This is a genomic window from bacterium (assembly GCA_030647555.1).
Classification (GTDB): Bacteria; Patescibacteriota; Andersenbacteria; order UBA10190; family CAIZMI01; genus CAIZMI01.
The window spans coordinates 89,559-109,794 of record JAUSJG010000027.1 but is presented as its reverse complement, the minus strand read 5'-3'; the positions used below and the strand labels follow the sequence as shown (position 1 = coordinate 109,794).

Sequence of the window (20,236 nt, the reverse complement as noted above, 5' to 3'; positions counted from 1 at the left end):
CCACTGAGCTATGCGCCCTTAGTTATTATTGTACTATTCGCTTTTTAAATTTGCATCTCATTGGTATCGCCCGCCACATCGGCGGGTCCGCCTGAAGGCGGAAACCTTCGACCTTTGCAATGTGAATGCAACGCTCTACCATGCCATTCTAAACGATTCGGCGGAGCCGGCACCTTACACCGAAGGTTTGCCCCAATCCGGCAGCGCTCTGCCGGCAAACCTACCGCTGCCTGCCACCCTGTAGCTCCGCCAGCTGGCGGGAGCGGAGGGTGGAGCTAACTGCCCTAATTCAGAAATCGGATGTCGGCCGCCCGTCTGGGCGAGCCTCGCCCTGAAGGGCGGGAGATCAGATGTCGGAACAACTTCCCACCCAACCGCGTAAAATCGCTTCGCGATCACGCGGCTAACTCCGCGTCAATATAGCGTTCGATGGCGGGTACGTCAAACTTCTCCTCGGGGTGATTACAGAACCTTTCTAATGCTTCCCAACCCACCCTAACTTCATTCAACGGACTCCCTCCAAAGATCGTTTGCAACACCGGCACTGCCCAATTTACCTCATAAGTAATCGTGCGCCACTGCGCAATTTTACTATTCGTAATGACTTTTCCCAGTAGCGACCAATACCGCGTTCTCAAAGGTATTTTTACCGGCGCGTTGTGGTTATCATCTCCCAAACTCCACTCCGAAAAAAGCTCCCCGGTCTTGTTTCTCGCCGTTCGCGGATGATTAACGTGGATATGGACAAACCAAGGCAATAAATCCGCCAAATCTTTTTCCAGAGCATCATAGTTTCCACTATAAGTCAGCAAGGCGTGCGCGGGATCAAGTGTACAACCGAGTACACCGCGTTCAATCCATTCTGTGCCAATTTGTGTGAGAACATCTTTCAAACCCCCAAAAAAAGTCCCAATTTCTTCTTCCCCGGGATGCGAATAAGTATTTTCCAGGGAAATACATACTCCCGCCGAAAAAGCATCCTCCATCACCGCCTTAATTGAAGAAACGGTTGCCTGAATTGACTCGCCCCTACCAATCCCCTTTTCCTTACGGCCACAATGCAAAACATAAATAAGCGGGTGGTCGATTTTAAATGTCTGCCGTAAAACACCCAGTAATTTAATTTCTCTTCGCATATTTCGAATATTTTGTTTGAGGATCCGCGGATCACCCGGATTCATAAAAAACCGTGACAACAAAAAACCTTGACCGGCATAAGGGGCGTGAAAAGACCTCAAATCCGTCATTCCATAACCCGTCAGTGTTTCTTTAAATTCTTTCACCACTTCTTGTCTGATTTCCGATTTTACGTTGAACCAATTAAAAAACGGTAGAAATATCTCAACATTTTTCCCTGTTAATTTTGAGAGCTCGACGGCTTTTTTGTGATCAACAAAAAAGCCGACGACACGCAAAAAACGAGCTAAAAAAGACGTGATACAAATTTTATAAGACTCTTGTGCGAGGTTGCCGAAGGGAAAAATTTGGTTCTCGTTCAAAAGAGGTTTACTTAGTATTCTTTACCCGCAAATTAGGAGCGAGCGTATTAAGAAGTTCGACATTCTTGCTCGCGTAAACTTCTTTCAAAAAATTATCGTTCATATTTTTACGATATTCATACTCGGTTTCGGTCATTAAAGTGTAGTTTATTTCCGAACCCAGTTCTTCTTCAATCCCCAAAACAAAATTTTTCAAAACTTCCTCCTGAACATCTCCAACAATCAACAAATCCGTTGGTGCCGTCTTGCTCTGTGAAAAAAGACCGGTCAGTAAAACTAATTTGATGTTTCCCACCCGCTTGATCCCCTCAAACAACCGGTCTTGAAGCGGTTTACCTGTTTTGTGCATCATTTTCGCCAAATCTTCCAAAATGGGAAATTTCGGATTTACGGCGTAATATTTCTTGCTTTTTCGGACATGCGTGGTCAATAGTCCTATCCGACGCAGATTTTCAACCTCACGGCGAATGGAATTTACTCTTTCTTTTGTGAGACGCGTAAGCTCCCGCACGTAGTAGGGACGACGAATACCATTAGTAAAGAGGAAAAGTAGCTTTACCCGTGTTCTGGACCCAAAAAGACGTTCGAGAGGAAGAGACATATATCTGATATTAGGATGAGATTCGAGGAAAGTAAAGTAAGCCAATTTTCCAAAAACTGAAGCCCCCAAACTGACCCAGATTCTATAATAATTTGAAATTTTTAATTTTTAATTTGAAATCAATTTGAAAAGATTAAATTTGAAATATCTAAAACAGCGTTTTCAAATTAAAATATTTAGATATTTCAAATTGATTAAAAATTGAATAGTATCTGTACCCAATGGGGCTCATATCCTTTTGTCTTCGTCTCTAAATTCCAGATATGGCACATCCTTGCCAAGAAATGTATACTTTACCGTATGGAATCCAATACTGAGGATTACGGCCCGGACGAAGCGGATATTGAAAAGATCCCGCAACGCCCACAAGCCAAAATAAAACTGCTATCTGTTGATGCCGCGGAACTAGTTACCTGCGACAAAGAAGCAAGTGCAATTTTATGTGATACCTATATTTACGACCCGGATGAATCTGAAGCCAAGCTCGGGTCTCTTTATCTTGTTTTGGAAACGGTAAATTCTTCAGAACGCGCGTCCGAAGTAACCGACGCTGTTTCAATCGCGATCCGCAAAGAATACTTCCGAGATCCCAATCGCAATATGTACGACAGTCTTGAAGAGGCCCTAAAACAAGCAAATCATGTCTTAAGCGATTACGTGGAACAAGGTGAACTTGATTGGGTAGAAAATTTTCACGCCGCCGCCTGTGCTTTCTTGGGACAAAATGTTCACATTAGCCGTGTCGGCGACGCCGAGTTACTGTTGGTTAGAAAGGGCCGTCTCACCGATATCGGCGAAGGACTTTCGGATCCAAATTTAAGACGCCCCCACCATGCTTTTACCAGCGTTGCCAGTGGCACCGTCGCGGAAAACGATGTTCTATTGTTAGCCACACCACAACTATCACACCTGATCCCGAATGACCGTCTAAACCACATGGTTTCAAGTAAAACGCCAAGCGAGGTGATAACATTATTACAATCCCTCTTAGACGATTCAAAAGAAAGCACTACTTTCGCGCTTTTATTATTACAGTTTTCAAAATTACCGGAACGGCTTCCCGCGCCCGCCGTGCCACTGAATATGCCTAAAAAAGTTAACCTTACCCACCACGAACCAATTCAGCAGAGTGCGATTCGTTCGCGTCGCCCAATACCACTCAAACGATCATTCTGGGGCACGTTACTAAGAATTATTAAACAAATATCGTCGCTTGGATGGAAATTCACGCGTGAGAAATTTTTTCCCGCTATTTCCGCAGTCGCCGTTTGGACGGCAAAAAAGACTGGTTCACTCGCCAGTGCCACGGCTAGAGGTACAAAACAGATGATAAAATCTCGTAAATCACCGAGTCCCGAAGAAGCAACCGAAATTGAAAACGCGGAAGAAGACCACGTTGATGAAATCGCCCTAGAAAACCAAAACGAATTTTCTGATTCTGATTCTGATGATGAATTTATTTCCGATACCGTTAGTTATTCAGAAGAAACCGGTGAAAAGGCACCCAAAGAAAGTTTGGTAAAACGTTTTGTCTTCCCCCTACTTAATTTCACGCGCAAATTTTTAAAGCCGTTGTTTAGTTTCAAAAACGCGCCAAAAACAACCAAAATTCTCTTGGCGGTGGTAATTGTTTTCATTATTATATTCATTTTTGGCGTCCGCGCTCTCTCACAAAAGAAGAAGGTGGATACCGCGATCAATGGAGTTGCCCAACAACTCGAGCAGGCACGCGCCAAAAAAGACAATGCCGATTCTGCTTTGATCTACAATAATCAACAGAAAGCAAAAATCGACCTGCAGGAAGCCCTCAATTTAGCAAATCAAATTAATAAAAGTGGCTACTATAAAGACGAATCCGACAAACTCATCGTTTCAATCCAAGAAATTCAAGACCGAATGGAAAAAGTAACCCGGATTAACACACCAAACCTGGCGGGCGATTTTGCCAGTATCGCGGGAACACTTAAAACCCCGGCGATGGTCAATATTGAACGCAATGTCTTTACTTTCGATCCTGTCACGAACGCCATTTATAGTCTCAATCTAGACACCAAAGAAACAAAGGTTGCCTCACAAACATCGCAAGGCATTGGCTATTTCCGCGGTGCCACTCCCCTATTTGCCGAAAAATCCATTCTTTTCACCACTGACACGCCGGGCCTGGCGATGTTCGATACACAACGCTCGGAACTTTTGAAACAAGAAGTAAAATTACCCACCGGATTAAAAAGTATCGATGCCTCCAGCATTTTTGGAAGTCGTCTCTATCTGCTTTCAACTGCTCAAAAGATAATCTACGGGTTTAGTAAGACACTGTCCGGTTATGATGGTGGCAATGCTTGGCTTACCGATAAGTCTGTTTCCGTTGAACGCGCCACGGGAATGGGTGTAGATGGTTATATTTACTTGCTCATGGATGATGGAAAAATTGTTAAAATGCTAAAAGGAAAGCCTGTAGAATTCAAACAAGAAAACATGACCACACCGGTCGTAAAACCATCTCGTCTTTTAATCTATGACGGAATCAAACATTTGTATGTCTTAGATCAAGCCCAAAAACGCGTATTAGTTTATGACACAGTTGGCAATCTCACTAACCAATTTGTCTTCCCAAACACGAAAGAATTACGCGACATCGCCATCAGCAGTAAAGAAGAAACTTTGTATGTTTTGGATGAGACGAGAGTATATTCTGTGCAACTGAAAGCCCCCATAATAACCCCCACTCCAGTAGCGACAAATTAAGCAGTAATTTCTAATTACTAATATCTCAGCCGTCGCTAAAGCTATGGCCGACAGGTAATTTCTAATGACGCGCGTTTTTTGTCATTATGTAATTTCATTAGAAATTAGGAATTAGATATTTGAAATTAAGTAGATAATATAAAACAAGCCCCGCGGGGCTTGTTTTATATTATCTACTTTAGTACTACAGTCGCTCCTGCTTCTTCTAACTTTTTCTTGATATCTTCGGCCGTTGCTTTATCCGCGCCTTCTTTAACTACTTGCGGAGCCTTATCGACCATATCTTTGGCTTCCTTCAAACCTTTGCCGGTAATTTCGCGTACGATCTTAATCACGGCAATTTTGTTTACGCCACAAGCGGTCAATTCAACATTGAATTCGGTCTTTTCTTCAACAACAGCGGCGCCTGCCCCTGCGGCGGCCGGAGCAGCCATCGCCATTGGAGCAGCGGCCGATACGCCGAATTTCTTTTCCAAAACTTTGACTAATTCCGCCAAGTCCAAAACGGACATTTTTTCAATAGTGGCGACCATATCTTTAAACTTTTCCGGTACTGCTACCGCTTCGTCTTTTACTTCGTCTGACATATATTTTGTAATAATTAATGATTTAGATTATGCGCCCTGCTTATCGGCAATTGCCTGCAAAACTACAGGTAATCCCCGAAGGGTACCAGAGAGAACTCCTGCGAAAGCTCTTACCGGCGCGATCAGTGTTCCCACCAATTGCGCTCTTAGTTGATCCTTGCCCGGAAGCAAAGCCAAACTCTCCACTTGCTCGCGCGTAATTGCTGTTCCTTCAAGTAAACCTGCCACCAAGCTTGCTCCCTCGTGCGTTTTCACGAAATCGAAGCTGGCCTTGGCCGGCGACACCATATCGGTATCGCTCCAGGTTACCGCTACCGAACCTTGCACTTTGGCAAAATCCGCGGTGATACCCACGCTTTGTGCCGCGGCACGAAAAACTCTTTTTTTGATGACCTGTACTCGGCCACCGGTTTTTCGCAATTCGCGACGCAATTTGGCGCTCTCGGACACCGTGAGTTTCTTAAAAGAAAACACGGCGGCACCTTTGGCATCATTGATCTTTACAGCAATATCAGACGCGAGGACTTTCTTCTCGCCTTTCGTTAGTGCCATTCAATCTAAATTAAAAAATGAGACGCGACGCGTCATCCTAAGACCAAACCATGAGTTATAGCAGTCTTTGCGCCTGCCCACCGTAGCCTTGGCAAAGATGGGAGCCCGCCGATCATTTCACTGAAACAAACGGAATTCTGCTATAGCACTGGTAATACTTCCTCGTCTGGGCTTATTCAGCGATTTACCGCGTAAAATTGCTTTGCAATCACGCGGCTTCAGCTGAGCCAGAGGTCTATAGAAGCGTGCATGAACAGCTTATAATATCCCTCTGTTTTATGCAATATCCCTGTCTTTGCGAGGCATTTCAATGCCGAAGCAATCTCCCGTTGTATCGATATATCGATACAAAACACCCTGTACCCTTCGACCCTACTCGGAGTAAACCCTTCGACAAGCTCAGGGTTATTTCATTTTTCCCGAAAAAATAAAATAAAAAAACGGCGGGGACATCGTCCTCGCCGAAACAACTTCGCTTTTACCTATAGTGCTTCTGTGGTAGAAATCGGTAGAAATCAAATTTCGCCCCAATCCCCCAACCGAAAATCTTCCTTATCCATTCGATCAAATGCTTCCGTTGGATATGTCCAGGAAGAAAAGTTAGCATATGCTCTTTTAAACCTTGGGGAATCACAAAGCTTACGAGCGAAACCCTGAAACAGTGGACCAAACTTCCGCAGAACGGCCCACAGCGCGAACGCAACCCCTCGCCAGAACTTTGCGGTTTCCAAAATCGCCTCCGAGCGGTTTCGTTCTTCTTCCAATTGCCGATTGAGTCCAGACAACTTGGTCAAGTCATGTATCCCCAATTCCGTAAGTCTAGAGACTTTCGCACGCAATTCTTCCAGCTCCGTCTGATCCTCTTCAACCTTCAGCGCCGCGGCTTTGACTTCGTCCGCGCTGGCCGTGCCGACCAGATAACGGCAGAGCAAGTTCGGATCGGGGACGTAGCGGCCGGAACGCTTGTATTGAGGAAATTTATCGGTGTTGAAAGAATGATACGACTCAACACCAACCCACACCTCAACAAATCCTTCCCAGTGCGCCTCGCCCAAACGCTCACCATCACATTCAAAGGCGTTTTCAAGGTTGATCCGCGACTCGCCGTCAGTTGTATGACCAACCGCAAACAAACAAGCGATTCGCTCTGACGCCTCCTTGGTCCGACCACGATCATAAACGGAAACAGCAATAACCCCCACCGCTTCCGGATCAGGCCTAATCGTCAAAGATGAAACTTCATCACCAGGCCGACAACTCACCGGTAAACTCGAGCCAATAAGTGTAATATTCCCCTGTGGACTCCCCAACGAGATCGTCCTCTTTGCGGGACCTTTGGACACCTTGGCATTAAACAAACCTTGACGCAACATCTTACACCTCTTTCTCCGACTCATCGCCGGATTGTCAAAGGACATTCGGCAACCGTTCATCACGGCCACCTAAACGGGTTTTGAATTCGCCCCCGTTCTACAGGCGTGTCCGGTAAATACAATATATAACCGGAACGATGTAGTATATGATAAATACTACATCTTGTCAAATATAGGCACAATCATGGTTCCCGTCTTTGCGAGAGACATCAGTCCCGAAGCAATTCCCAGAAAACCCAGATTAATTAGAGATTGCCGCGCCTCGCCCATTTGAAAATGGTCGATGGCTCGCAAAGACGACTATTTTTTATTTCAAATACTTCTGAACGTTTGCGTTATGCTCTTCCAATGTTTTCGAAAATATCGTTGTCCCATCCGGCGCAGAAAGATAATAGAAATAGTCCGTTTCTTTTGGGTCCATTGCGGCTTTCAGTGTATCTAGCCCCGGATTTCCAATTGGGCCAGGTGGAAGTCCTGCGTTAGACCGCGAGTTATATGGAGAATTGGTTTTTAGATCCAAAACAGTCAGCGGTTTGTCCCAATTATTTAGCGCGTAACGGATCGTGGCATCTGCCGCCATCGCCACTCCGTGACCGATTCTGCTCCACAATATTCCCGACACAATCCGACGATCTTCCGGAGTAATAACTTCTCTTTCAATAATACTCGCCATCGTTACAACCTCATGCAATTTATGTATTCCCAGCCCGGGCGTTTCTTTCGAAGCAATTTTAAACTGCTCATCAAAACGCTCCAACATCCGACTAACTACTTCATCCACCGGCGTCTTTTTGAAAAATTTGTAAGTATCGGGAAAAAGATAGCCCTCCAAACTTCCGTTTGGCACGTCTGCTAAAAATTCAAATTTGTCGCGAAATTTTTCCACCTTTGCGTCAAAAATAAAATCGTCGGCAGATGCGATTCCCGCTTTTTCCAAACGTTGCGCAATTTCTTTAAGTGTTAGCCCTTCGGGAATGGTAACTTTGTTGTCCTGCGGTAATATATCTCCCGCCTTCAAACGAGAAATAATTTTGGTGCCTGATTCAGATTGCGAAAAACGATAAATTCCCGCTTTTAACTTCCCTTTCGCGCCCAACAAATACTCCTGCATCAAAAAACCCCACTCACTTCGAATTAATCCCTTTTCACGCATTATCTTAGCAATTTGTTTCGCCCCCGTCCCAGAAGGAATGGTTATTTCAAATTGTTCAGTCGTTTTTTTATTCAGCGGTGCGTTGGTGAAATGTCGATAAGTAAAATTGGCCAGCAGAAGCAGAACTAAAACTCCGACAATACCAATGACATAGTTTTTCATTATCAAATAAACTTCTTACCCTTGTTCTTAGTTGCCAATTCCTCTACTACCTTTTTAACGTCTTGCACATTCCCTTTGTGGCAAATAAGCAATGCGTCTGGGGTCGAGACAACAATCAAATCTTTTACTCCTGCCAAACCGATTGCTTTTTCGGCAGTATTATAGACGAAATTATTGGAAGAATTTACAAGAACAGCGATACCTTTTTTCATTTCCAATCCTTCTTCACTTGCCATCAACTCTTGAAGTGAGCCCCAATGACCAACGTCACTCCACCCGTAGTCAGCACTAATTACAAAAAGATTTTTTGCGTCAATGTGTTCAATAACGGCAAAATCAAGTGAAATCTTAGGCATCGTCTTATACAATTTTCCGATTTGAGACAACTTTCCACCAATAAAACACTTCTCAATCAAATCAAGTTTTTGGGCAATTTCTGGAGCATGTTTATGAAATAATTCCAAAATTGTTCCTATCCTGACAGCAAAAACAGACATATTCCACGCAAAGATGCCCGCTCTGACAAATTCTTCTGCTCGTTTTAGATCCGGTTTTTCCTTGAATTGCAAGACCGATCGATACTCGACGTGGTCACTTCCTGAATGCGCTTCTCCCATTTCTATATATCCATACCCCGTCTCCGGATAAGTTGGCTTACTGCCGATTAACACAAGCGCGTCCGAATTCTTTGCAATGATGTCTTGAGATGACTTAATCGCCTTAATATACGGTATGACATTTGTAAAATACGAATCAGATGGCATGGAAACCATAACTTCGTCATGCTTCCCCTTAGACGCAAAATATGCGGCGGCCAGTCCAATCGCCGGTGCCGTATCTCTTTTAACACTCTCAATAATAATATTCCCTTTTGGCAAACGCTTTAATTGCTTTCTAACTTCAGGAGCAAAATCCTCTCTCGTCGCGATCACAATGTTCTCCGGTTTTCCCGCAATTTTCAACGCCCGATCAAAAGTGTGCTGAAGCAATGTTTTCTTGCCAAATAATTGCGTAAATTGTTTGGGATAACTATCGCGTGAAAGTGGCCAAAGCCGTGTTCCCCCGCCACCCGCCATAATAACGATATTCATGATTGAGAATGATGAATTATGAATGAAGAATAACGAACAATAAACCTCACCCTCCGGTAAGTATATGGTACACCAATTTGCCTAATTTGCGGACACAGATGATAAAACAGGCTTATAAATCCCAAACTTCAAACCCCAATGTCCAACAAAATCCTAAATAATTAAAACCCAAAATGAGGCATTTGGTCATTAGTGATTTAGGATTTTGTTGGGATTTGGGGTTTGGTCATTAGTGTTTAATGGTAAACTATTCTCATGTCCCAATCGATTGTGCAAAAGGCCTGTCTGCATTCCGTTGGTTTAGTCGTCCCTGTCAAACACAATAAATATCGCCCTTACTTATTACGCCACCCCGTACTGGCAACTTTAAGTTTTTTACTGATCGCCACAAAGGTTGCCACCATTGGAATTTTTGCCCTCACCCCGGAAACAGCATATCTTTCCACAATTACATCACCATTTCTAATCGAACTCACCAATAACGCACGTCGCGATGCCAGTATTCCTTCCCTAACACCCAATGGGCTCTTACAACGATCCGCCCAAAAAAAAGGTGAGGATATGTTAAAAAATGATTACTTTGCGCACACAAGTCCAGCGGGCGCAACGCCATGGAAATGGTTTGATGTTGCTGGCTACGATTACGTATACGCTGGAGAGAATTTAGCAATCGATTTTAGTACCGCCGAAGGTGTCCATGAAGCATGGATGAATAGTCCCGGCCACCGCGCCAACATTCTCAATCCTCGATACCGCGATATTGGTATTGCAGTTGTAAGTGGAGAATTTCAAGGAAGAACGACAACCATTATTGTCCAACATTTTGGTTCTCTCACTACTGAAATATCAAAGGCACCCACCGCAACATTACCAATAAACACGGCAACACCTGGGCCGGTTGATAAACTGATCAAACCGCAACCGACGAAGACCCCAGCCATTATTCCACCGGCATCGGCTATCAATACACCATTACCAATTCCGGAAATCCTTGAACCGACCGAAGGACAGCTTCTGCCCAGTGGCGCGGCAACAGTCAGGGGTAAATCAGCCGACGGAACAACTGTTGAATTAGCCTTGGATGGTAAAAAAGCCGGTTCCTATTTTACAGCCAATGGCATATTTAGCGGAAATTTCAAACTACCCGGCGAAATACAAAAAGAAGCCAAGCTTACCGTGTTTGCGCGCATGGAGGACCGAGTGAGCAAATTATCGCCCGAGAGACACGTAAAAATCGACACCCGTGGCCCCAGTATCAGTCCGGACAGTGCTATTTTGCTTCCTGATCCAAACGGCGATGTGACATCAATAATGTTGGTTATTCCAATTTTTGGCGCCACAAAAAGCGCCAGTGTGATTATTGACGGTAAAGAAACACCATTATCGGTTACCGGTTCGGTTGCGACAGGCAAGATTTCCACGGCCAGCTCGACAAGTCGCTTTACGGTCCGCGCCGAGGATAGTTATGGACGAGTTAAATCATCCGTTGTTTCTCCATTACAGAAATACCAAATTAGCCCGCCCACCGCGGAAGAAAAAACGGCGCAGGCAAAAATAAACGCTTTTGCCGAAAGAGCACGAGAACTTTCAATTATGCTTGTTTATGTCCTGGCCTTACTGCTTGCCGTCAATATTCTCATCCACATCCGCATCCAACACTTAGACCTAATCATCCACGCGTTACTGGTTATTGCAATGATAACGCTCCTGTTTTTGATAACATGATTTTCAGAGAGTGTCAGGTACTTTTTAGTGCGAAAAAAGTACCTGACACCTTACGCGTCTATTGACAAAATTACATAATAAACTACAATACAGCCGTTGGATTGTTGTTTTTCAACTTCTCACAGGAGCACGAAAATGCGCGATTTTTCCCAACTCATTCTTCGTCGCGACGGTAAATACCACCTACGAAGAACAGGTGGAAAGTGGCACCTTGAATACGCGAATGATTCGAGTCCACATGAAAATTTTGAGCCGAAAGATTCACTTGTGGAGCTTCTGACAAGTTCTACATTCGAAATGGGTTTTTACCACTTCAGCGGCCAACTTTATGACTTCGATTTAACAATCAACGAGCTTTACGATGAAAACCCGCGAAAAACTCTCGAAGCTTTATGTCAAATGTTGATCTACATGATCGAGTACTTCGAACAACTCAAAAATAAGGGTACGCAAAATCGGGATTCCATCGTCCGTATCCTCAAGGGACCAGGTGACGCAATCTACCCCATCTTGAGACGCTTGCTCGAAAACTTCCTCCACGCATGGGAAACCTGCCCGTATGAGGTGTGATAGGACACCGGACACCCCGTGTGTCTTTTTTTATTTCACCACAACTCAATGGATCCCCATTTTCATGGGGATGAAAATTGTTTCGACAATTTTCATTTTCCAAACCGACGACCGCGGGTCGCGTACTCGGCCAGCGCTTCGTCAAAATCACCCGTGGTAAAATCCGGCCAATATTTTTCCGTAAAGAAAAGTTGGGAATCTGCGCAATCCCACATCATAAAACCGGCCGACAAATGCGGTTCCCCGCCCGTGCGAATCAACAAATCCACCGGTGGCAAATCTTTGGTAAATAAACTTTGTTTTAAAAGTTCCGGCGTGATTAATAGTTTCGACTTGGCATCCTTCGCTTTTTCAGCGATAGTACGAACCGCTTGCAACATTTCATCGGTGCCACTATAAGCCAGAAAGATATTCAAAAACAATTTACTGTAATCTTTTGTTGCATCAATTGCTTCCTGCACTGCGCCCCGCACCGGAAAAGGAAACTTTTCCTGCCAACGTCCAAGCACGTTGACATGCACTTTATTACGATGAATATCTTCATCATTCGCCAAATCCTTAAATTCTTTGCGAAACAGATTCAACAAACCCGCCACTTCCGCGGGGTTCCGTTTTACAAAATTATCTAGAGACATCCCCCACATCGAAACATACTCAACATTGCGCGCTGATGCGTGCTTGAGGATCTTTTTGAAAACCCTAGTACCCTCTTCGTGACCTTCAATATTACTTTTTCCGTTATTTTTCGCCCAACGACGATTTCCGTCAGGGGTAATTGCCACGTGACGCGGAAGTATTATTTCTTGCTCTGTTGACTTAATTTCCGCGTTGCTCATACAGGAATAAGAATACACCCGAAAAGGCCAAAAAGAAGACAATTAATTGTGGGATGCCAATAAGTGTTGACAATGTGTGATTACTTTAACACTTGAGGGAAATATAGCAAGTTGATCGAAAAATTAATGACGAATAATGATTTATGATAAATGAATGATGATAGCGACCCGCGTCGAGTACTCATATATCATCAATCGAAATTCATCATTCATTTAAAATATCCGTAACACTCGCAGTATTTCCACCACCACTCCAACAGCCAACAACAACCCAAATATAAACAATAATTTTCGGCTCGCAAAAGTATTACTCCTTTTTGAAGAACTAAAATTTGCCACCCAATACGCAGCGATCACCAAAATTCCTTCCAGACCCAAGAACACCGCACCCGTCACGCCCAATACTTTCACAAAACTGTTTACGCCGGCGACAAAAAGAAACAGTGGTAATCCCATCGCAATCGCCCAAGCGCCCAAATTGGAAAATTTGAAATCATAAATCATTGTGCGTTTCAAGGTTCTCCCCACCGCCAAGAATGAAGAAAAAGTGGTTAAAACGCCGAATAAAGCGCCAAACAAAATCACTACTTCGCCCACCGCGCCAAAATTCCGCAACCCGCCGATTGCATCTTCGGTCGTATTTACGCCACCGATCCCAACAATCAACGTTGAAAAAATAACGTAACTGATTAACGCCGTCGCAAACCCATAAACTAGCGCCCGCCGAATAATTGTTCTGTTACCTTGCGTTATTTCCACCAACTCTGGCGTCAGCGCCACGCCCCAAAACGCAAAGAGTAAAACACCATATGGTAAAAGAAATGGCGTAAGCTGTCCATTACCAAAAATCGGAATATTCTGAACGGAAAACAAACTGACGGAAAACCAAATCAACAACAGCAACACGACCACGAATAGGCCGTAAATAACCATATGCACTACCGGATGACCCTGCTTACCCCAAAGCACAATCGAAGCAGCACAGACAAAATATATCAATGTAGCCGTAATGGGCGTGATCACTACGAAATGCGACAAGAACAATACCAAAAACGAACCGCCCACAATCAAGTAGGCTAAAAGCGCGCCCACGGAACCGCCAACGCTAGCGATTGTTTCCAAAACTTTTCCTTTTTTTCCAAGATACAAACCAATATAACCGGGCAGTTGTCGTCGCCCTTTTGCCATCAAAATCACCTCGACGGCAAACAAGTGAATCATAAATGTCACGACAATCACGACAGCACCGGTGATCAGCGTCGGCCAAGCGCCCGACCGCATCAAAGCAAAAGGAATTCCGAAAATTCCCACCCCGATCATTCCGCCGGTATAAATCGCGTAAGCTCTTAATGTTCTGTTCATTTTGTGTGTTAACGGTATTCTAACACAGAATCAGGGACCGTCCCTGCAGTCAAGGTCGGTCACTGATAAATATCCGTCGAAAGATTTAGATCCAACCTTTGTAGGTCGGAGCTAAATAAAAAATACTTTAACACATACCCTAAAGAAACCTAATAATTCCCTTCGCCCACAACTTATCACCCAAATCAATAAGACCCTGTTTATCAAAGTAGGCCGAGCCTGCACATTCATCAGATTTAATAAATTCGAACGATTTCAAATTAATTCGAAACCCAAGCACAACTCTCCACCTCTGAAGATTAACCAGGTGTTCAGGCCAAGCCCAATGAGGTTGTTGATCAATAATCTCACACTCAACACCCATTTCTTCCATAATTTCTCGCGTAAGTGTTTGCGCGAATTCTTCGCCGTGTTCAACACGCCCACCGGGCAATTCCCACATTCCATCAGGTTCCTGAAGAAGTAACAACTTACCCTCTTCGTTAAATACGAGACCCTTAATTGTGACCGCCCAGATTTTATTTTCGTCCATAAGAATTATTATACCAGGTTCCACGATAATGATTAGCGATTAAGGTCCGACCTTTGCAAAGGTCGGACCTTAATGCGTGATAGACAAAGGTATATTTTACCAATACAATCGTAATCACTTGGGCGAGTCGGTTAATGGTAAACCACAGCTCTCCAAAAGCTGAACTGGGGGTTCGATTCCCTCCTCGCCTGCTCAATTAAAATGCCGCTTTCGAGCGGCTATTTTAATTGAGCCCGAGGGAATCGAAGGGTATTTTAAAAACAAGAACTGCTTCTTGTTTTTAAAAACCCTGGCCACGAAGGAGCAAAATTGCATCGAGCAACAGCGAGCGCAATTTTGTGGATGAGCGGGATTCCCTCCTCGCCTGCTCGAGATTTGTTTCGCTTAGCGAAACATTCAAATGTTGTACACCCCGCCACCGGCGGGGCACAAGAATCGAAGAACTCTCGAGGTGAGTTTCGCTTTGCGAAACAAATCCTAACGTACATAAATATGTTTTCACGAAACCGTGAAAACATATTTACACAAAGACCGAAGAACTCTGGCGTGAGGTTTATCCGCGATAAACCGAGCGGCAGAGCCAAGAGACTCTAGGCGCTCGAAAGCGCCGAGTCTCGGAGCTACCTTTGACCATAGGGGAATCGAACGGTGAGCGATGTCCAGCAGGACCGCGAACCGGTGGCCAGAAATTTCCGTATCAACGAAAATTGCGAGGCCGACCCTTCCGCAGAGTTCCAACATATTCACTAGATTTTCTGTATGTTATCCTGTATTTTATGGTTTACAAGCAAGTTCCAGCAAAGGATTTAGAACAAATAATAAGAGTCTTAAAATGTTACGACTTCAAAACCAAGGAATACTCTATCACACAAAACACCCTCGCGAACGTAAATAAGATCTTCCTCGTTAAAACCCATTCAAACAAATATATTCTTCGGGAATCGAACCCAACCACAACCACTTCTCATCTCTATTTCGAGGCAGACATACTGGATTATCTTACAAAAAACAAATTTAATTTGACTCCGCACCTGTTTGAGAACACGGATGGGGATCTTATCACTACTTTCGAAAATAAATATTATAGTCTTCAAGAGTTTTTGCCCGGAGAAGTAAAAGAAAGTGTCAGTAATCTAATAAGATTTAATGACGCAAAGCTCGTGAGTTTCTTTCAGACTTCAGCGAATTTTACAAAAACCGTCCAGGATTTTAAGGGAGAAATACCACACAATAATAAAACGCTCTATTTCTACGTGACAAATGGAATCACGATACTACACTCACTCACAAACAAGGTTCGTACCGGCCCAGTCAAGGAATTACTAGAGGAAAATCAAACATTTTTAGAGGAACTTATTAACAATCTCTTTGCGGAAATGAAGATGAGTAAATATGATGAACAGCCTAAACAAGTCGTTCACTTTGATATTCATCCGGGCAACATGAATTATATTGGAGATCGAGTGTCGGGCCTCTTTGATTTTGATTGGGCAAGATGGGATTGTCGATTAACAGATCTCGCGTGCACGATTGGACAGTCTTGCTACTCCTATCGTGGAAAAAACAGAGCCCTGTACAATGCACAGAAAATCAAACTTGCATTGGAGACTTATCGAAAAACTTACGGAAAAAGTGAATACGATTTATCAGCCGAAAATCAGCTTCTTCGAGTTGCTTTTAAGGGATACATGCTTTATCAGCTTTTTTGGATTATCGAATGGTTTCTAGCAAATACAAATAAGCCCGAAGATGGACTGAAGTTTATTTCATTTTCTATTAACGTATTAAAGCTGAATGATTTCGATAACTTGATTGGTAACTAACTTAATAGGCAGAATTTGGTAGTTTTTCCTAACTTTATAAGACTTGACTAACTTTATAAAGTTTGTTAGAATGCCACTATCATTATGACCTACGCAGATAAACTAAAAGTTCTACAGAAAGTTACAGAAAAAACCCAGACGGAACTGGCCGGTCTTTTGGGCGTATCTTTCCCCACTCTGAACAGCTGGCTAAACGCAAAAAGTACGCCACGAAAACAACACGGTGAAAAAATTGACCTTCTCTACCAAGAATATACCGGCGCAGAAAAAATCGACGATTCGGAACTTGCTCAAAAAAAGCAGCAAATAGCACAGTTGCAAAAAACGTTCCCCAACCCGCTAAAATTAATCATGAGCCGAAAAGACTTATACGACTCATTTGTGCTGGAACTGACCTATCATACCAACAGTATTGAAGGTAGCACTTTCAGCGAGCCGGAAGTTAAAGCCGTGCTTTTTGACAATGCGGTCATTCCCGATAAAACCGTTGTTGAACACCAAGAAGCTAAAAATCATCAAGCCGCCCTGGCAAACTTATTTCAGCGCCTAAATAATAGCTACGAGGAACCAACAATGGAAAATGATATTAAAAAACTCCATTCAATTTTAATGAACGGTATTTATCCAAATGCCGGACATTATCGCAATCATGCCGTTAGAATTGCGGGCTCCCGTGTTGTCACGGCCAATCACTTGAAAATTGAAGAACTGATGAATGATTTTATCAAGAATACTAATAAAAAACCTGCCAATGTCTTTTCACACTTGGCCGAAAACCACGCGCAATTTGAGCATATCCATCCGTTCTCGGACGGCAATGGCCGCGTTGGGCGGTTACTGATGCACAGCATCGCTATCCGACACGGCTTACCACCAATTTCAATCAAACGTGATAAGAAACAAGCATATTACACTTATCTAGAACGAGCTCAAACCAAAAACGAATCAATTTTCCTTGAGTCGTTTATTTGCGAATCGATTCTACAATCATACAAGTTGTTGAGCTAAAATAATACAGGATTATGAACGAATTATGACGACCGATCTTTTATCTTTTTAAGCATTTGCTTATCAATCTCGTTTGATAATTGATCCTCTTTCTCAATCCACATAAGACCTTTCGCCTCCTTGGGTTCAGGATTACCCCTCCATTGATTTATTACATAGACTTTTGAAGAAGTACCATCTTCATAATAAAACTCCCCAACAAAATCACACTTCTCAATAAAGATACCCAGCTCTTCTTCCATTTCTCTTGCCAATGCTTTTTCTGATGATTCGTTCAACTCAATATGCCCACCTGGAAATATAGTTTTCCCCGGATAATAGCGCTCGTGTTCGTGTCTTTTCTCAGCCAGATATTTTCCATCTTTCAGTAGAATTCCGACAACGAATTTTTTAGTCATTGAATTATCCTACCCAAAAACAACCAAAACAAAAAGTGGCTAGAATTGGGGATGTTTTACAACCAGCGTTTTGGATCCCCGATGGCGCTCGGGGATGAAATTGCTAAATAGCAATATTATTTCGACTCTTTGTGCGCCGTGTGCGCGCGACAGTGCTTGCAGAATTTTGACGTCTCCAGTTTTTCCGCTTGCACACCCTTCTTATTGGGCTTGCGACGCATATAATTTTGTTGCTTACAAACTGTGCAATTGATTTTTTTGAAGTCACTCGTTGCCATGGTTTTCTCTAAAAATTATGGATGAATATTCGTTATATCTTTTTTAAGCCATTTCTCGGACTCGGGATCAAATTCGTAAAGTTCGGTTGTACTCGGGTCTGTCAGGTTGCGCCCCTTGGCCAACACCCATTCCCCTGAAGCCGGCGCATAAACCCCGATAAGCGTATATTTTGAAGCCTGACCGCCCGCTCCGTCAACTTGGATCAAACGGCGCCAAAGCGTTGAGCCGACCAAGTAATCGACATAAATTGCGCCGGGAACATGCGTAAACCAAACCCGTTGCGCGATAGCCGCTTCCCCTTCGCCCACCGCGGCAATCTCTCGGATATGATGCATAACATAACCCACTATCACTTCTTTTGCAAGCGGAAACTCTGCTGCTTGAGAATAACCTTCCACAACAACATTTAAACGTAGAAATTGGATAATATCCGTCCTGCTGGTAACCCCCGTAATTGAAACATCATTGAGAGCCGGCAAAACCTCTCGCGCTACGACATCGCCGGTTTTCGCAACCCGTGAAACCATCTTTTCCCCCGTCGATCCCGGTAAGATATATGAAATTTCCGAACCGTCCCCTGCCAATATTACCGAACGCGCGTTGGCCTCAAGACCATAATTTTCTTTTGCGTCTTTGGTAATATTCCAAATTTTTACGTCACCTTCCCCTTCTCTTACAACCAATGCCCCACTATTGCTCCAGCCAAGTATTTCTACTTTATCCGTCGTAAAAGAAGCAATTTCTCGCTCCTGATTTTCTTTCAAATCCCAAACCAGCAGTACCGCAGAAACATCTTTTCCTTTTTTTTCACCAATCAAATATACAATCTGCGTTCCACCCGGTGATGGAATCATCGACCTTCCCGATAAAATATTTTTCCAATCCAATTTTATCGGCAAAATATCGGCACCGGTTCTATTTGGCGATCCACGCAAAACAGTTGCTCCGTCACGCAACAGAAAGCCCCCGTTGGCGTCCCAAAAAGGACCCTGCGCGTTCTGCGTCAATCTTTCCACGGAAACTCGCTTCCGCGCTTTTTCCGCGGAATATGTCCAAAGCTCGGTCATTTTCTTTTGCGTACCGTCCAAATAAAAAGCAATCGTCTTACCATCATTGGCCGAAAAAACGGAGCGCGGTTCAACAAGCGGAGTTGAATCAGAAATCAGCGTTTGTTTATTATCTTCAATCCCCACACTAACTAAACTTCTTCCTTGTTCCCGAATATTTTTATTTTCGATTAAATAATATATATTACTACCATCTGTTACCGGTTTTACCGTCCGATCCACGTTATCGGGTGGTGTGATAGTGCGCATGATACCGTCCGAAGACAAATACAAGTCCGTCCACTGTTCTGTTCCTTCTTTGGGACGTTCGGAGACAACATATTTCGCCATTAAAATATCATCATTCGTTTTTTTAACGCCAGTCGTTTTTATCGTTCTATTTTGATTAACCGATTGCGCCTCATCCACCAAGGATGTCGCCGTGGGCCTCGGCGTCCCACTTTCACCTCCGAGCGATATTTGACGCAAAATATCCGCACCATAAAAATAAGCAATCGCCACAACGATTATTCCACCAATTATCCCCAAAAAGAATCTGCGCATAATTTACATTCCCAGTATAACCCCAAGCAAGGTTCTAGACGATTCGCAAAAAATAAGGCATGCTAGCGAACATAAACACCTGCCGGCGTAGCTCAGTGGTAGAGCACTTCATTGGTAATGAAGAGGTCGTGGGTCCGATTCCCACCTCCGGCTCATTGAATAAGTTTTGCGAAGCAAAACTAATCAGATGTACATAAAACATCTCCACACCCCGTGGAGATGTTTTACACAAGAATCAATGAACTCCGAGACTCTAGGCGCTCGAAAGCGCCGAGTCTCGGAGCGACCTTCCTTATCCGTTTCGCTCTGCGAAACTATAAAATGTACACA

At 43.7% G+C, this 20,236-nt stretch carries 18 protein-coding genes and 2 tRNA genes; 7 read left to right on the top strand and 13 right to left on the bottom strand.

Going from position 1 to position 20,236, the window contains the following annotated elements; translation table 11 throughout:
* Nucleotides 1-395: 395 nt before the first annotated feature.
* Both Q7S57_05885 and Q7S57_05880 read right to left on the bottom strand, forming a co-directional pair.
* Nucleotides 396-1,499 carry a TIM barrel protein gene (locus tag Q7S57_05885; protein MDO8512774.1) on the bottom strand — a complete coding sequence of 368 codons (1,104 nt, stop codon included), beginning with the start codon at nt 1,497-1,499 and terminating at the stop codon, nt 396-398.
* Nucleotides 1,500-1,506: 7 nt separating this feature from the next.
* Nucleotides 1,507-2,100, bottom strand: a complete 594-nt coding sequence (locus Q7S57_05880; GenBank protein MDO8512773.1) for a winged helix-turn-helix domain-containing protein — start codon at nt 2,098-2,100, stop codon at nt 1,507-1,509.
* 300 nt (nt 2,101-2,400) lie between these two features.
* Between Q7S57_05880 and Q7S57_05875 the strand changes: the two genes are divergently transcribed.
* Nucleotides 2,401-4,845: a hypothetical protein gene (locus Q7S57_05875; GenBank protein MDO8512772.1), complete on the top strand. Its 2,445-nt coding sequence runs from the start codon at nt 2,401-2,403 to the stop codon at nt 4,843-4,845.
* Between the two features lie 173 nt (nt 4,846-5,018).
* Here the strand turns inward: Q7S57_05875 and rplL are convergent, their stop codons facing one another.
* From rplL to Q7S57_05850, 5 genes are all read right to left on the bottom strand, one after another.
* On the bottom strand, nt 5,019-5,432 hold the full coding sequence (rplL, locus tag Q7S57_05870) for a 50S ribosomal protein L7/L12 (protein ID MDO8512771.1): 414 nt from the start codon (nt 5,430-5,432) through the stop codon (nt 5,019-5,021).
* Nucleotides 5,433-5,459: 27 nt separating this feature from the next.
* A complete protein-coding gene (gene rplJ / locus Q7S57_05865; GenBank protein ID MDO8512770.1) occupies nt 5,460-5,984 on the bottom strand; it encodes a 50S ribosomal protein L10 in 525 nt (174 codons plus the stop codon).
* 515 nt (nt 5,985-6,499) lie between these two features.
* A complete protein-coding gene (locus Q7S57_05860; protein MDO8512769.1) occupies nt 6,500-7,357 on the bottom strand; it encodes a hypothetical protein in 858 nt (285 codons plus the stop codon).
* Nucleotides 7,358-7,664: 307 nt separating this feature from the next.
* Entirely contained in the window at nt 7,665-8,672 is a 1,008-nt protein-coding gene (gene mltG / locus Q7S57_05855) for an endolytic transglycosylase MltG (GenBank protein ID MDO8512768.1), read from the bottom strand.
* Between the two features lie 2 nt (nt 8,673-8,674).
* The gene (locus Q7S57_05850; GenBank protein MDO8512767.1) at nt 8,675-9,763 is read right to left on the bottom strand and encodes a sugar phosphate nucleotidyltransferase; all 1,089 of its coding nucleotides are present in this window, start codon (nt 9,761-9,763) and stop codon (nt 8,675-8,677) included.
* 255 nt (nt 9,764-10,018) lie between these two features.
* On the opposite strand from Q7S57_05850, the gene Q7S57_05845 reads away from it, so the two are divergent.
* Nucleotides 10,019-11,488, top strand: a complete 1,470-nt coding sequence (locus Q7S57_05845) for a CAP domain-containing protein (protein ID MDO8512766.1) — start codon at nt 10,019-10,021, stop codon at nt 11,486-11,488.
* Between the two features lie 135 nt (nt 11,489-11,623).
* The gene (locus tag Q7S57_05840) at nt 11,624-12,058 is read left to right on the top strand and encodes a hypothetical protein (protein MDO8512765.1); all 435 of its coding nucleotides are present in this window, start codon (nt 11,624-11,626) and stop codon (nt 12,056-12,058) included.
* 92 nt (nt 12,059-12,150) lie between these two features.
* Here the strand turns inward: Q7S57_05840 and uppS are convergent, their stop codons facing one another.
* The 3 genes from uppS to Q7S57_05825 form a co-directional block, all read right to left on the bottom strand.
* Nucleotides 12,151-12,894 (bottom strand): polyprenyl diphosphate synthase, encoded by a 744-nt coding sequence (gene uppS, locus Q7S57_05835; GenBank protein ID MDO8512764.1) that lies wholly within the window; start codon nt 12,892-12,894, stop codon nt 12,151-12,153.
* Between the two features lie 213 nt (nt 12,895-13,107).
* Complete coding sequence (locus Q7S57_05830; protein ID MDO8512763.1) at nt 13,108-14,256, bottom strand: aromatic amino acid transport family protein; 1,149 nt, start codon at nt 14,254-14,256, stop codon at nt 13,108-13,110.
* 139 nt (nt 14,257-14,395) lie between these two features.
* Nucleotides 14,396-14,788 (bottom strand): NUDIX hydrolase, encoded by a 393-nt coding sequence (locus Q7S57_05825; protein MDO8512762.1) that lies wholly within the window; start codon nt 14,786-14,788, stop codon nt 14,396-14,398.
* 120 nt (nt 14,789-14,908) lie between these two features.
* Between Q7S57_05825 and Q7S57_05820 the strand changes: the two genes are divergently transcribed.
* The 3 genes from Q7S57_05820 to Q7S57_05810 all read left to right on the top strand — a co-directional run bounded on the left by Q7S57_05820 (nt 14,909) and on the right by Q7S57_05810 (nt 17,619).
* Nucleotides 14,909-14,979 (top strand) — tRNA-Trp (locus Q7S57_05820).
* A 585-nt stretch (nt 14,980-15,564) separates the two neighbouring features.
* The gene (locus tag Q7S57_05815; GenBank protein ID MDO8512761.1) at nt 15,565-16,611 is read left to right on the top strand and encodes a phosphotransferase; all 1,047 of its coding nucleotides are present in this window, start codon (nt 15,565-15,567) and stop codon (nt 16,609-16,611) included.
* Between the two features lie 84 nt (nt 16,612-16,695).
* On the top strand, nt 16,696-17,619 hold the full coding sequence (locus Q7S57_05810) for a Fic family protein (GenBank protein ID MDO8512760.1): 924 nt from the start codon (nt 16,696-16,698) through the stop codon (nt 17,617-17,619).
* Between the two features lie 23 nt (nt 17,620-17,642).
* Here Q7S57_05810 and Q7S57_05805 read toward each other — a convergent pair whose 3' ends face one another.
* From Q7S57_05805 to Q7S57_05795, 3 genes are all read right to left on the bottom strand, one after another.
* Entirely contained in the window at nt 17,643-18,017 is a 375-nt protein-coding gene (locus tag Q7S57_05805; protein ID MDO8512759.1) for an NUDIX domain-containing protein, read from the bottom strand.
* Between the two features lie 116 nt (nt 18,018-18,133).
* Nucleotides 18,134-18,295: a 50S ribosomal protein L33 gene (gene rpmG / locus Q7S57_05800; GenBank protein MDO8512758.1), complete on the bottom strand. Its 162-nt coding sequence runs from the start codon at nt 18,293-18,295 to the stop codon at nt 18,134-18,136.
* Between the two features lie 15 nt (nt 18,296-18,310).
* On the bottom strand, nt 18,311-19,906 hold the full coding sequence (locus Q7S57_05795; GenBank protein MDO8512757.1) for a hypothetical protein: 1,596 nt from the start codon (nt 19,904-19,906) through the stop codon (nt 18,311-18,313).
* 81 nt (nt 19,907-19,987) lie between these two features.
* Here Q7S57_05795 and Q7S57_05790 point away from each other — a divergent pair.
* Nucleotides 19,988-20,059 (top strand) — tRNA-Thr (locus Q7S57_05790).
* Nucleotides 20,060-20,236: the final 177 nt, after the last annotated feature.

Excerpts from the sequence above, each read along its gene's own strand:
- rplL (MDO8512771.1), bottom strand. The coding sequence starts at position 5,432 with ATGTCAGACGAAGTAAAAGACGAAGCGGTAGCAGTACCGGAAAAGTTT.
- Q7S57_05875 (MDO8512772.1), top strand. The coding sequence starts at position 2,401 with ATGGAATCCAATACTGAGGATTACGGCCCGGACGAAGCGGATATTGAA.
- Q7S57_05880 (MDO8512773.1), bottom strand. The coding sequence starts at position 2,100 with ATGTCTCTTCCTCTCGAACGTCTTTTTGGGTCCAGAACACGGGTAAAG.
- Q7S57_05825 (MDO8512762.1), bottom strand. The coding sequence starts at position 14,788 with ATGGACGAAAATAAAATCTGGGCGGTCACAATTAAGGGTCTCGTATTT.
- Q7S57_05830 (MDO8512763.1), bottom strand. The coding sequence starts at position 14,256 with ATGAACAGAACATTAAGAGCTTACGCGATTTATACCGGCGGAATGATC.
- Q7S57_05860 (MDO8512769.1), bottom strand. The coding sequence starts at position 7,357 with ATGTTGCGTCAAGGTTTGTTTAATGCCAAGGTGTCCAAAGGTCCCGCA.
- Q7S57_05840 (MDO8512765.1), top strand. The coding sequence starts at position 11,624 with ATGCGCGATTTTTCCCAACTCATTCTTCGTCGCGACGGTAAATACCAC.
- rpmG (MDO8512758.1), bottom strand. The coding sequence starts at position 18,295 with ATGGCAACGAGTGACTTCAAAAAAATCAATTGCACAGTTTGTAAGCAA.
- Q7S57_05810 (MDO8512760.1), top strand. The coding sequence starts at position 16,696 with ATGACCTACGCAGATAAACTAAAAGTTCTACAGAAAGTTACAGAAAAA.
- rplJ (MDO8512770.1), bottom strand. The coding sequence starts at position 5,984 with ATGGCACTAACGAAAGGCGAGAAGAAAGTCCTCGCGTCTGATATTGCT.
- mltG (MDO8512768.1), bottom strand. The coding sequence starts at position 8,672 with ATGAAAAACTATGTCATTGGTATTGTCGGAGTTTTAGTTCTGCTTCTG.
- Q7S57_05815 (MDO8512761.1), top strand. The coding sequence starts at position 15,565 with ATGGTTTACAAGCAAGTTCCAGCAAAGGATTTAGAACAAATAATAAGA.
- uppS (MDO8512764.1), bottom strand. The coding sequence starts at position 12,894 with ATGAGCAACGCGGAAATTAAGTCAACAGAGCAAGAAATAATACTTCCG.
- Q7S57_05795 (MDO8512757.1), bottom strand. The coding sequence starts at position 19,906 with ATGCGCAGATTCTTTTTGGGGATAATTGGTGGAATAATCGTTGTGGCG.
- Q7S57_05805 (MDO8512759.1), bottom strand. The coding sequence starts at position 18,017 with ATGACTAAAAAATTCGTTGTCGGAATTCTACTGAAAGATGGAAAATAT.
- Q7S57_05845 (MDO8512766.1), top strand. The coding sequence starts at position 10,019 with ATGTCCCAATCGATTGTGCAAAAGGCCTGTCTGCATTCCGTTGGTTTA.
- Q7S57_05850 (MDO8512767.1), bottom strand. The coding sequence starts at position 9,763 with ATGAATATCGTTATTATGGCGGGTGGCGGGGGAACACGGCTTTGGCCA.